Source organism: Aeromonas sp., from assembly GCF_051657805.1.
Taxonomy (GTDB): Bacteria; Pseudomonadota; Gammaproteobacteria; order Enterobacterales; family Aeromonadaceae; genus Aeromonas.
Window position 1 is genome coordinate 110211 of record NZ_JBOFLJ010000010.1, and the last position, 12227, is coordinate 122437.

Annotated in this window: 13 protein-coding genes; 8 read left to right on the forward strand and 5 right to left on the reverse strand. The window is 61.4% G+C overall.

All coding sequences use genetic code 11. The features are described from left to right. The 7 genes from ccmD (at position 1) to ACRCYW_RS03250 (ending at position 5921) form a co-directional block, all read left to right on the forward strand. Positions 1 to 207: a heme exporter protein CcmD gene (gene ccmD / locus ACRCYW_RS03220; protein ID WP_438548738.1), complete on the forward strand. Its 207-nt coding sequence runs from the start codon at positions 1 to 3 to the stop codon at positions 205 to 207. Further along, positions 204 to 695, forward strand: coding sequence for a cytochrome c maturation protein CcmE (gene ccmE, locus ACRCYW_RS03225; protein WP_438548739.1), 492 nt, complete (start codon positions 204 to 206; stop codon positions 693 to 695). Before ccmD ends, ccmE begins: the two co-directional genes overlap by 4 nt. An 82-nt stretch (positions 696 to 777) precedes the next feature. Beyond that, entirely contained in the window at positions 778 to 2733 is a 1956-nt protein-coding gene (locus ACRCYW_RS03230; protein WP_438548740.1) for a heme lyase CcmF/NrfE family subunit, read from the forward strand. Then, positions 2730 to 3260, forward strand: coding sequence for a DsbE family thiol:disulfide interchange protein (locus tag ACRCYW_RS03235; protein ID WP_438548741.1), 531 nt, complete (start codon positions 2730 to 2732; stop codon positions 3258 to 3260). Before ACRCYW_RS03230 ends, ACRCYW_RS03235 begins: the two co-directional genes overlap by 4 nt. A gap of 11 nt (positions 3261 to 3271) precedes the next feature. Continuing rightward, positions 3272 to 3754, forward strand: a complete 483-nt coding sequence (locus ACRCYW_RS03240) for a cytochrome c-type biogenesis protein (RefSeq protein ID WP_438548742.1) — start codon at positions 3272 to 3274, stop codon at positions 3752 to 3754. Then, positions 3751 to 5031: a c-type cytochrome biogenesis protein CcmI gene (gene ccmI, locus ACRCYW_RS03245; protein WP_438548743.1), complete on the forward strand. Its 1281-nt coding sequence runs from the start codon at positions 3751 to 3753 to the stop codon at positions 5029 to 5031. The genes ACRCYW_RS03240 and ccmI overlap by 4 nt, the downstream gene beginning before the upstream one ends. A gap of 80 nt (positions 5032 to 5111) precedes the next feature. Beyond that, positions 5112 to 5921, forward strand: coding sequence for an MlaA family lipoprotein (locus ACRCYW_RS03250; protein ID WP_438548744.1), 810 nt, complete (start codon positions 5112 to 5114; stop codon positions 5919 to 5921). 110 nt (positions 5922 to 6031) lie between these two features. On the opposite strand, the gene sodB is transcribed toward ACRCYW_RS03250, so the two are convergent. Next, the gene (gene sodB / locus ACRCYW_RS03255; RefSeq protein ID WP_005331469.1) at positions 6032 to 6616 is read right to left on the reverse strand and encodes a superoxide dismutase [Fe]; all 585 of its coding nucleotides are present in this window, start codon (positions 6614 to 6616) and stop codon (positions 6032 to 6034) included. Between the two features lie 287 nt (positions 6617 to 6903). Here sodB and ACRCYW_RS03260 point away from each other — a divergent pair, with 287 nt between their 5' ends. Continuing rightward, on the forward strand, positions 6904 to 7248 hold the full coding sequence (locus ACRCYW_RS03260) for a Grx4 family monothiol glutaredoxin (RefSeq protein WP_349918812.1): 345 nt from the start codon (positions 6904 to 6906) through the stop codon (positions 7246 to 7248). A gap of 413 nt (positions 7249 to 7661) precedes the next feature. Here the strand turns inward: ACRCYW_RS03260 and ACRCYW_RS03265 are convergent, their stop codons facing one another. From ACRCYW_RS03265 to mnmA, 4 genes are all read right to left on the reverse strand, one after another. Beyond that, positions 7662 to 8792, reverse strand: coding sequence for a ribosomal protein uL16 3-hydroxylase (locus ACRCYW_RS03265; RefSeq protein ID WP_438548745.1), 1131 nt, complete (start codon positions 8790 to 8792; stop codon positions 7662 to 7664). Positions 8793 to 8922: 130 nt separating this feature from the next. Continuing rightward, positions 8923 to 10293: an adenylosuccinate lyase gene (gene purB, locus ACRCYW_RS03270; RefSeq protein ID WP_100860294.1), complete on the reverse strand. Its 1371-nt coding sequence runs from the start codon at positions 10291 to 10293 to the stop codon at positions 8923 to 8925. A 173-nt stretch (positions 10294 to 10466) separates the two neighbouring features. Then, the gene (gene hflD / locus ACRCYW_RS03275; protein WP_100860295.1) at positions 10467 to 11078 is read right to left on the reverse strand and encodes a high frequency lysogenization protein HflD; all 612 of its coding nucleotides are present in this window, start codon (positions 11076 to 11078) and stop codon (positions 10467 to 10469) included. 24 nt (positions 11079 to 11102) lie between these two features. Next, positions 11103 to 12209, reverse strand: coding sequence for a tRNA 2-thiouridine(34) synthase MnmA (mnmA, locus tag ACRCYW_RS03280; protein WP_438548746.1), 1107 nt, complete (start codon positions 12207 to 12209; stop codon positions 11103 to 11105). Positions 12210 to 12227 lie beyond the last annotated feature (18 nt).

Consider the following 12227-nt stretch of genomic DNA (forward strand, 5'->3'; position numbering starts at 1 on the left):
ATGCACTTTGCCTCGTTCAGTGACTTCCTGGCCATGGGGGGCTACGCCTTCTACGTCTGGCTCTCTTTCGGTCTGACCTTGCTCTGCCTGGTCGGCATCGTCATTTCCACCCGAATGAAAACCCGCGCCCTGATCGGCGAACTGCGCAACAAGCAGGCACGGGAGGAGCGCCGCAAGGCGGCCCAGCAGATGGAGAACACCCTATGACCCCGAGACGCAAGAAACGCCTCACCATCATACTGGCGATCAGCCTCGGCCTCGCCAGCGTGATCGGGCTGGTGCTCTACGCCCTCAGCCAGAACATCGACCTCTTCTATACCCCGAGCGAATTGGTAGAGGGCAAGGGGCCGGACAAGATCAAGCCCGAAGAGGGACAGCGTCTGCGCATCGGTGGCCTGGTGGTGCCGGGTTCCGTGGTGCGGGATCCCCAGAGCCTCAAGGTCTCCTTCAAGCTGGTGGACAACGGCGGCCACATGGTGACGGTGGAGTTTGACGGCATACTGCCGGATCTGTTCCGCGAAGGGCAGGGCATAGTCGCCCAGGGTAATCTCAAGGATGCCAGCACCGTCAGCGCCTTCGAGGTGCTGGCCAAGCACGACGAGAACTACATGCCGCCCGAGGTGGCCGATGCCACCAACGGCATGCACTTCAAACCCGAGTACACCGAGGCGCAGTTGAAGGGAGCCAAGCAATGACCCCCTCCTTCCTGGCGTCGTTTTCACCGTTTCTCGCCCGTGAACAGGTTCAGGTCGCGGCTCGATTGAAAGGAGCTCAAGCATGATCCCTGAACTCGGGCAATTCGCCCTGATCCTGGCCTTCGCCACCGCCCTGCTGCTGGGCAGTTATCCGCTGCTCGGGGCCAAGTGGGGGCGCCTTGGCATGATGTCGGCGGCCCGTCCGCTCGCCTATGCCCAGTTCCTGTTGTTGCTGCTCTCCTTCCTCTGCCTGACCTGGGCGTTTGTGGACAACGACTTCACGGTGCAGTACGTGGCCACCAACTCCAACAGCTTGCTGCCGCTCGCTTACCGTATCTCGGCGGTGTGGGGGGCTCACGAGGGCTCCTTGCTGCTGTGGGTGCTGACCCTGGGTGGCTGGACCGCCGCGGTGGCCCTGCTGAGCCGCAGCCTGCCGCTCGATGCGGTGGCGAGGGTGCTCGGGGTGCTCGGCCTCATCTCGGTGGGCTTCACCGCCTTCGTGCTGTTCACCTCCGATCCCTTCACCCGGACCCTGCCGTACTTCCCGGTGGATGGGCGTGACCTCAATCCGCTGCTGCAGGATCCCGGCCTCATCTTCCACCCGCCCATGCTCTACATGGGCTATGTGGGCTTCTCGGTGGCCTTTGCCTTCGCCATCGCCTCCCTGATGACGGGGCGCCTCGACGCCACCTGGGCGCGCTGGTCCCGCCCCTGGACCATGGCCGCCTGGGTGTTCCTGACGCTGGGCATAGTGCTCGGCTCCTGGTGGGCCTATTATGAGCTCGGCTGGGGCGGCTGGTGGTTCTGGGATCCGGTGGAAAACGCCTCCTTCATGCCCTGGCTGGCGGGCACGGCACTGCTCCATTCGCTCTCGGTGAGCGAGAAGCGCGCCACCTTCAAGGCCTGGACCGTGCTGCTGGCGCTATCCGCCTTCTCCCTGAGTCTGCTCGGCACCTTCCTGGTGCGCTCCGGCGTGCTGGTGTCGGTCCATGCGTTTGCCTCCGACCCGACCCGCGGCCTCTTCATCCTCGGCTTCTTGCTGGCGGTGATCGGCAGCTCCCTGCTGCTGTTCGCCTTCAAGGGCTCCCAGGTCAAGAGCCACGGCAAGCACGAACTGTGGAGCCGGGAGACCCTGCTGCTCGGCAACAACATCCTGCTGGTGGCGGGCCTGTTGACCGTGCTGCTCGGCACCCTGTTGCCTCTAGTGCACAAGGAGCTGGGTCTCGGCAGCATTTCCATCGGCACCCCCTTCTTCAACCACATCTACAGCTGGCTCATCATCCCCTTCGCCCTGCTGCTGGGGCTGGGCCCCCTGTTCCGCTGGCGCCGCCAGGAGCTGGGTGAGCTCAAGGGCAAGGTGGTATTGGCCCTGGTGTTGAGCCTGGCCGCCGCTATCGGGTTGCCATATCTGTTTGCCGAGGCGTTCAAGCCCTGGGCGGCGCTGGGCATCGGTCTCGGTGTCTGGATCATCGTTACCAGCGTGCAGGAGACCTGGGTGCGCGCCACCCACAAGCACAGCTTTACTACCGGGGTGCGCAGACTTGGCAACAGCCACTGGGCCATGATCCTGGGTCACGTTGGGCTCGCGGTCAGCATCATCGGCATCGCCTGCACCCAGAACTACAGCATCGAGAAGGATCTACGCATGCAGGCCGGCGATCGGGTGCACTTTGCGGACTACGAGTTCGTCTTCACCGGGATAGCCGAGAAGAACGGCCCCAACTACGACGGCTTCAAGGGCGTGCTGGAGGTGCACAGGGATGGCAAGCAGGTGGCCACTCTCAAGCCCGAGAAGCGGATGTACACCGTCAGCCGCATGCCGATGACCGAGGCCGCCATCGATGCGGGCATCACCCGGGATCTCTATGCGGCGCTCGGCGAGCAGCTCGACAACGGCGCCTGGGCGGTGCGCATCTACTACAAGCCGTTCGTGCGCTGGATCTGGTTCGGCGGCGTCTTCATGGCCATCGGCGGCGTGCTGGCGATGCTGGACAAACGCTACCGGTTCGGTCGTCGTGAAGAGGAATCCAAGCCATGAGCCGTAAAACCTGGTTGTTTCTGCTGCCGTTCATCATCTTCCTGATGGGGGCCGTCTTCCTGTTCAAGGGGCTCTACTCCGATCCGACCAAGCTGGAATCCGTGATGGTGGACAAGGAGGTGCCCGTGTTCACCCTGCAGGACATCTATGATCTCGACAAGCAGCACGACAGGAGCATCCTCAAGGGGCGCCCCATGCTGCTCAACGTCTGGGCCACCTGGTGCCCGACCTGCTACGGGGAGCACACCTACCTCAAGCAGTTGGCGGGGCAGGGGATCTACATCGTCGGCATGAACTACAAGGACGAGCGGGACAAGGCCATCAAGTGGCTGGCGGAGCTCGGCAACCCGTATCAGATCAACCTCTACGATCCCGATGGCATGCTGGGGTTGGATCTCGGGGTCTACGGCGCCCCCGAGACCTTCTTCATCGACAGCCAGGGCATCATCCGCTACCGCCACGTGGGGGACGTCAATCCCGAGATCTGGGCCTCGACCCTCAAACCCATCTATAACGCCATGAAATAAGGGAGCGACCGATGAAAACGCTTATTGCGTCCTTGCTGCTGATGGCGGGACTGTTTGGCGCCGGTCAGGCCCGCGCCGCCATCGATGTCTACACCTTCGACAGCGACGCCCAGGAGCAGACCTTCCGCGAGCTGACCAAGGAGCTGCGTTGCCCCAAGTGTCAGAACCAGGACATCGCCGACTCCAACGCCGGGCTCGCCAAGGACCTGCGTGACAAGACCTACCAGATGGTGCGGGACGGCAAGAGCAAGGAGGAGGTGGTAGATTACATGGTGGCCCGTTACGGCAACTTCATCCTCTACGATCCCCCTCTGATGGCCTCGACCCTGATCCTCTGGCTCGGCCCATTGCTGGTCATCGTCATCGGCACCGCTACCGTGGTGGTGCGAAGCCGCCGCCGTGTTCCCGCCACCGAACAACGGCCCGAGCCTACCCTGAGCCCAGAGGAGCAGGCCCGGCTGGCCGCCCTGCTCAAAGAGGAAGAGAAACAATGACCGCATTTTGGATACTGGGCGCGGCCCTGCTGGTTTTGGTCAGCCTGGCCCTGATCCTGCCGCTGTGGCGGGGTGAGGGTCGCCAGAGCATCAGCCGCTCGGCCCTCAACAAACAGCTCTATCGCCAGCGCGTGCTGGAGATAGGCGAAGAGCGCGAGCAGGGGGTGCTGGCGGAGGAGTCGGAGTCCTTGGTGGAGCTGCAGCGCAGTCTGCTGGACGACATCCCAGACGTGGAGCAGACCGCCCGCGGTGGCAAGAGTCTGATCTGGATCCCGGGTGTGCTGGTGCTGGTGGTGGTGAGCGTCGGCCTCTACTTCAAGCTCGGTGCCTGGCAGGAGGTGCAGCGCTGGCAGGATGCCAGCAGCCGCCTCGGGGAGCTCAGCAACCGCATCCTGGTGGAGCGCGACAGCGAGGTGACCGAGCAGGATCTTCTGGACTTCACGCTGGCGCTGCGTACCCGTCTCAAGGACGAGCCGAACGACTATCGCGGCTGGCTGCTGCTGGGTCGCCTGACCCTGGATGGCAACGACCCCGAGATGGCCCGTGAGGCGCTGGAGCGCGCCTATTCGCTCGCACCCCAGAAGGCCATGGTGGCGGTGCCCTATGCCCAGGCCCTGATGATGACAGGAGATGAAGCCCAGGCGGATCGCCTGTTGCAGGCGGCCATCGCCCAGGATCCGGCCAATATTGAGGCACGCTCCGTCTATGCCTTCATGGCGCTGCAGAAAGAGGACTTCCAGACAGCCCTGAGTCGCTGGCAGGCCATGCTGCCGCTGCTGGAGAAGGGATCGACCCGCTATGTGATGGTGGAGCGTTCCATCGAGTATGCCGAGCAGCAATTGCGCCAGCGTGGCATCACCGTGGCCCCGGCGCCAGTGGCGCAGGGTGAACAGGCCGGTGCGCAGGCACAAGCCCAGGTGCTGACGGTGAAAGAGGGGGAATACCCGCTGTACATCACGCTGGCCCCCGGCATCCAGATGCCGGAGGATGCCCATCTGTTCGTGTTCGCCGTGATCCCCAATGGCCCGCCCATGCCCATCGCGGTCAAGCGTATCCCGGGCCCGGGCTTCCCGCTGACCCTGTCGCTGGGAGATGGGGACGCCATGATGGAGGGGAGCAAGCTGGCCGCCTACCCGGAGCTGCAGTTCAAGGCGCGACTCTCCCGGGGTGGCAACGTCATGAACAAGGAAGGGGCCTTCGAAGGGGTCTCGGTGACGGTACCGACCACCACCATTCCTTCAGCGCCGATTGACATCCGCATCGATCACGCCCTCTAATACCCCCTTGGCCCGGCCCCGGGATGGGGCGGGCCACCTATAATTCAGACTGATTCATTATAAAAGCTTAGGATTATCATATGTATCTGCGTTCAGGAGCATTGGCAGTGGCGCTGCTGTTGGGGGGCTGTGCGGGTGGCCCTCCCAAGCCGGGCCCAGAGAGCCTGGATCTCGAAGAGACCCCTCATCGTCCCGAGGCCACCAGCACGGCCAGCGATCCCCGTGACCCCTTCCAGGGGGCCAACCGGGCCATGTGGGCGGTGAACTACGACGTGCTCGAGCCCTATGTGGCTCGCCCCGTGGTGCACGGCTACGCCCGCTATGTGCCGCAAGGGGTGAGGGACAGCATCGAAAACTTCGTGGACAACTTCGACGAGCCGAGCAGCATGGTGAACCACCTGCTGGTGGGGGATCTGCCGGGGGCGGGGACCAACCTGGGTCGCTTCACCATCAATACCACCCTGGGTCTGTTCGGCTTCTTCGACGTGGCCAAGCATGCGGGCCTCGCGCGCAATACCCTGGAAATGGATACCGTACTCGGCAAGGCGGATATCGGTGATGGCGCCTACGTCATGGTGCCCGTCTACGGCCCCACCACCACCCGGGAGCTGGTGGGGGACACCATCGATACCATCTACTTCCCCTATGCCCTGCTGACCTTCCCGATGAAGTTTGTGCACTGGGCACTGGATGGCCTCGGCACCCGCTCCAAGCTCATCGATCAGGAGCGGATCATCGACAACGCGCTCGATCCCTATGCCCTGACCAAGGACTTCTACCTGCAGTACAACGACGGCAAGGTGAGCGGTCGCCAGCCTGAGCTCAAGGATCAGAAGCCTCAGGAAGATGACAGCAACCTGGATGATTATCTCGACGAGATAGACCAGTAAGCATCAGCTGCATGTGAACAAAGAGGGCGCCTGCGGGCGCCTTTCTTGTTGGAGAGCGGCCATAAAAAAACGCCCCGCGATGCGAGGCGTCTTGGCAAGTACCGGGCTTATCAGGCAGCCAGGTTCTTGGCCACGAATTCCCAGTTGACCAGGGCCCAGAAGGTTTCCATGTACTTCGGACGCAGGTTGCGGAAATCGATGTAGTAGGCATGCTCCCACAGGTCGACGGTCAGCAGCGGGGTGGTCCCGGCTTCGGTCAGCGGGCAGCCGGCGTTGGAGGTGTTGACGATGGCCAGGGAGCCGTCGGCCTTCTTCACCAGCCAGGTCCAGCTTGAGCCGAAGTTGCCGATGGCAGACTTGGTGAAGGCATCCTTGAACTCGGCGAAGGAGCCGAAGGCCTTGTTGATGGCATCGGCCAGGGCGCCGGTTGGCTCGCCACCGCCGTTCGGGGAGAGGCAGTGCCAGTAGAAGGTGTGGTTCCAGATCTGGGCGGCGTTGTTGAAGACACCGCCGGTGGAGGTCTTGATGATCTCTTCCAGAGATTTGCCTTCAAACTCGGTACCCGGCACCAGATTGTTCAGGTTGACCACGTAGGTGTTGTGGTGCTTGCCGTGGTGATATTCCAGGGTTTCCTGGGAGATGTGCGGTTCCAGAGCATTGATTGCATAGGGCAGAGCGGGAAGTTCGAATGCCATTTTCTACTCTCCATTGGCTGGACCGTGCGACAGCGACGGTTGCAAGACATTGCGTACTCTTTTCTATATCTGAAAAGAATTGTTGTTAAAATAGGGGGCCGGATGGCCCAAAGCCCATCGATTGTAGCAGTATCAAAGATGGGCTAACAACTCTTGATTCGTGCCATGACCTGGATCAACGGGGCGACTATTGATGCGTCTCTTCTTCCATTTCTCCCGGTTTGCCAGTTTGTGCTCCGCCCGGTTTGCAGTAGAATGAGCGCCGAAATCGCTCTAGTGAGGCATCTATGGAAACTATCGAAAAGATCAAACAGCAGCTGGCTGAAAATCCCATCATCCTTTACATGAAGGGTTCCCCCAAGCTTCCGAGCTGCGGTTTCTCTGCCCAGGCTTCCCAGGCCATGATGTCCTGCGGCGAGCCCTTTGCTTACGTCGACATCCTGCAAAACCCGGACATCCGTGCCGAGTTGCCGAAGTTTGCCAACTGGCCGACCTTCCCCCAGCTGTGGGTGGAAGGGGAGCTGATCGGCGGCTGCGACATCATGATCGAGATGTTCCAGGCCGGCGAGCTGCAGACCCTGATCAAGGAAGTCGCCGCTAAGCACAAGCAGGATGATGCCGCCGCCGAATAAGGCAGCAGCCCATCGTGCAGGAAAGAAAACATGCAAAAAGGGGAGCCAATGGCTCCCCTTTTTTATAAGGCATTCTCACTCAGGGAGAGATCAGCCCACTTTACCGCTTCTTGATAAACACACTTCTAGTTGCCGTTCTGCAGCCCTTACACTTGCTTTCCAAAGCGTGAGTTGGTTCAGCATGATTCTCTCCTGAACCGTATTTTCCATCCTCACAAGAACGCGTTGCCTCGGCCTATTGGCGAGATGTTTGTCGGTATATCGTTAGCCAGCTGAGCCAATCGAATGGCCTCTATGCCGCTTCAGTAGCTATCAGGGTAGCGTTGGAACTGGGATAGCATATTTGGATTCACGCGATTGTATGAGGCGCTATAACGCCCCATACAATGCGAGCTTGATATGATCCGGCTGGCTCAGGCGAAGAACCAGTAGCCGCGGTTGACCAGCCGGGTCAGCAGTTGCAGGAAGCCGGCCTGATCGGCGAGCCCCACCATGTCGGCCTGGGTGATGATGTCCTTGTCACACAGCAGGGAAATGGCGGCTGCGTCCTCGCTTTGCAGGGTCCAGGCTTCGCCGTCGATGTAGCAGACTTGGGCTTCGCCGCTGAACCAGACGGATCGCAGGCCCGGTACCTTGATAGCGGGCTCGCCCTGGGTCAGCAGATCGGCGATTTCCTCGGCGCTGTAGTCAGGCTCGATCGGATTCACGTCCAGGTCATGTTTGGCCTCGGAGATCATGGTGCCGAACCACTCCTTGAAGAGGGTCTCGTCATCCAAGGCCTGCTGCATCAGCTCGCGCAGACGGTGCAGCTCGTGGGGCTGGATCTCGCCGTGGCGGGCACGGGGCTTGAGATCCGCATCGCCGTAACGCTCGGTACGCACCTCGTTGTCGATCAGGTGATCGGCAAACGAAGAGATAAGCGCCTTGGCATCCGGCGCGCGGAAGCCCACGGAGAAGTTCAGGGAGGGCTCGATGGCGTAGCCCTCGTGGGGGAATCCAGGCGGGATGTAGAGGATGTCGCCCGGCTCCATGATGACGTCGATGATCGCCTCGAACGGCTCGCAGTGCAGCAGGGCCGAGTGGGCGGCGAACTCGTTCAAGGGTTTGGCATCGCCGACGCGCCAGTGGCGCTTGCCCTGACCCTGGGTGATGAAGACGTCGTAGTTGTCGATGTGGGGACCGACACCGCCGTGGGGGGTGGAGAAACTCACCATCACATCATCGAAGCGCCAGCCCGGAATGAACTGGAACGGCAGCGCCAGTTCATGCACTTCCGGGGCCCAGTGGTTGCAGGCCTGCACCAGTACGGTCCAGTTCTCTTCCCCCAGGTGATCGTAGGATTCGAAGGGACCGTGGGCCGCCTCCCACTTGTTGTTGAAGCGGGTGACCAGGCGAGATTCAATCACCTCTTCCATGGCCAGGCCCGCCAGCTCGTCCGGGCTGATGGGATCCTGGAAATTCTTGAAGCCGCCCTTGATGAGCAGCGGGCGCTTCTGCCAGTGATGCTCGAGGAAGTGAGCGATATCCAGATTGAGTTCGTACATGGTGCTTCTCGTATCTTGTGAGAGATCTTGCCCAAATCGGGCTTGGGAAAGGTCTCTCGGGATCCTGTGGGATGAAAAATAGCAGGGGCCCCGCCGCCATGGCTGGGCCCCTGTCCGTCGGTATGACCGCTTACTTCAGCAGATCCACCAGACGCTGAGCCTCGCCGATGTAGTTGGCCGGGGTCAGCTTCTTGAGCTCTACCTTCACCTCTTCGGGCAGTTCGAGGGTGTCGATAAAGGTGCGCATGCCTTCGGCGTCGACGCGGCGACCACGGGTCAGCTCCTTGAGCTTCTCGTAGGGCTTCTCGATGCCGTAGCGGCGCATCACGGTCTGAATGGGCTCGGCCAGCACTTCCCAGTTGCCGTCCAGATCGGCGGCCATGGCATCGCTGTTCGCTTCGAGCTTGGAGATCCCCTTCAGGGTCGCCTGATAGGCGATCAGGGAATAACCGACGGCGACGCCCAGGTTGCGCAGCACGGTCGAGTCGGTCAAGTCACGCTGCCAGCGGGAGATGGGCAGCTTGCTCGCCAGATGCTGGAACACGGCGTTGGCCAGACCCAGATTGCCTTCGGAGTTCTCGAAGTCGATGGGGTTGACCTTGTGGGGCATGGTCGAGGAGCCAATCTCGCCGGCGATGGTGCGCTGCTTGAAGTGACCCAGGGAGATATAACCCCACACGTCCCGATCGAAGTCGATGAGGATGGTGTTGAAGCGGGCCATGGCGTCGAACAGCTCGGCGATGTAGTCGTGGGGCTCGATCTGGGTGGTGTAGGGGTTCCAGGTCAGGCCCAAGGAGGTGACGAACTCCTCGGAGAACTGGTGCCAGTCAACCAGGGGATAGGCGCTGACGTGGGCGTTGTAGTTGCCGACCGCACCGTTGATCTTGCCCAAGATCTCGACCGCCATGATCTGCTTGTACTGGCGCTCCAGGCGATAGGCGACGTTGGCCATCTCCTTGCCCATGGTGCTCGGGGTCGCCGGTTGGCCGTGGGTACGGGACAGCAGCGGCATATCGCGGTACTCATGGGCCAGGCGCTTGAGCTCGCTGATGAGTTTCTCGCAATAAGGCTTGATCACCTCTTCACGGGCGGTCTTGAGCATCAGGCCGTGGGAGTTGTTGTTGATGTCTTCCGAGGTGCAGGCGAAGTGGATGAATTCGCTGATGGCGGCGAGCTCGGGGTTCACTTCCACCTTCTCTTTGAGGAAGTACTCCACCGCTTTCACATCATGGTTGGTGGTGCGCTCGATCTGTTTGATGCGGGCGGCGTCGCTCTCGTTGAAGTTGCTGACGATGCCGTCGAGCAGGCTGCTCGCGGCTGCGCTCAGGGCAGGGACTTCCGGGATCCCGGCGTGGCTTGCCAGTTTTTGCAACCAGCGCACCTCGACTTCGACGCGAAAACGCAGCAGGCCGAATTCGGAGAAGATAGGGCGCAGGGCATCGGCCTTGTCGCCATAACGACCGTCAATCGGGGAAACAGCAGTCAGCGCGGACAGCTCCATGGGGTTAACTCCTGATGTGTGTGGGGGTTAGCACTCTGCCCACGATCTTGCTGCGATGTCGTGATCAAGGCTCATACACTGCTCGGAATCCTCATTTATCGACATAAACTCCGGTTCCTGCGCGGTTTTTCACCTTGCTGACGACCTCTCGCGACAGGTCGTGCGCCGATTTTTTAAAAACGTTTGGCCAGTTCCACCATCTTCTTGCGAGCGAAGATGATCTGGGTGCGGCTGCCGCCAAGCTGGCGCCACAGCACCACGGCGCGGATGCCCGCCAGCAGCAGGGCACGCACCTTGTGCTGTACCAGTGGCTGCTGCAGGAACAGCGGGGTGCCCGCTACCTGGATCCTGGGGCCAATCGGGCTGATAAGATCGCTGTAGATGCTCGCCATGTTGGCCAGGATCTGCTCGTCGAGCAGATCGAAATGCTGTTGCTGGCGACCGATCTGGCTGATCCGCTCCCCCAGCATGTTGAGGATGTCCTTGCGCTTGGCGAGCTTGCGCTCCAGCGCGATCAGGCTCACCACGTAACGGGTCAGCTCGGCGTTCTTCTGGCTGCCGTCGGCACCGAGTTGCTCCACCAGGGCGCGGTAGCCGTCGCGAATGGCGAGGTGGCTGCCGAACACTTCCAGCGGTTGCTTGGGATTGGTCACCAGCACGCTTTGCAGACTCTCGCGCAGGGAGGCCTCGTCGCAGGTGCCGTCACGGGCCACCTTCTGCACCAGGTAGGCCGCCTGGCAGATGCCGGCAAAGGCCATTGTTCTGTCTTGGAATTTGTCGCTCATATATTCAGGGCCCTCGTTGTTCATTTACACCGGGTGGCTGAAGCGCTGCTCTATGATGCCGCCGCCCAGGCACTCTTCCCCGTCGTAGAAGACGGCAGACTGGCCCGGCGTCACCGCGGCCTGTTTCTCGTCGAAGATGACCCTGATGGTCTCATCGTCGATGGGCTGGATGAGGCAAGGAATGTCTTCCTGGCGGTAGCGGGTCTTGACGGTGCAGCGGCGCGGGGCGCGAATGGGGGTGCGATCCACCCAGTGCAGCTGGCTCGCGATCAGGCCGTCGGAGTAGAGACGGGGATGTTCCCCTTGCGCGACGATCAGGGTGTTGCGATCCACTTCCTTGTCGACCACGTACCAGGCCTCTTCGGTGGCGTCTTTGCGACCGCCGATACCAAGGCCCTTGCGCTGACCCAGGGTGTGATACATCAGGCCCTGGTGCTCGCCGATCACCTTGCCATCCACAGTTTCGATGGGGCCAGGCTGGGCGGGCAGGAATTTCGCGAGGAAGTCCTTGAACTTGCGCTCACCGATGAAGCAGATGCCGGTGGAGTCTTTCTTCTTGGCGGTGATGAGATCGAGCTGCTCGGCGATGCGGCGCACCTCCGGCTTCTCCAGATCCCCGACCGGGAACAGGCTCTGACCCACCTGAGCTTCGCTCAAGGTGTAGAGGAAGTAGCTCTGATCCTTGTTGCCATCGAGACCGCGCAACAGGCGCGGGCGGCCCGTGCTGTCGTCACGGCGCACATAGTGGCCGGTGGCGATGTAGGTGGCACCCAGCTCCTCGGCGGCAAACTCCAGGAACGCCTTGAACTTGATCTCCTTGTTGCACAGGATATCCGGGTTCGGGGTGCGCCCCGCCTTGTACTCCTCGAGGAAGTGCTCGAACACATTGTCCCAGTACTCGGCGGCGAAGTTGATGGTGTGCAGCTTCATGCCCAGTTTGTCGCAGACGGCTTGGGCGTCAGCCAAATCCTGGGAGGCAGAGCAATACTCGTCCGTGTCGTCTTCTTCCCAGTTCTTCATGAACAAGCCTTCGACCTGATAGCCCTGCTGCTGGAGCAGGTAGGCCGAGACGGAAGAGTCCACACCGCCGGACATGCCGACGATCACCTTGATTTGGCTGTTGTCTGTCATTGCGTGTTGTTACCAGTT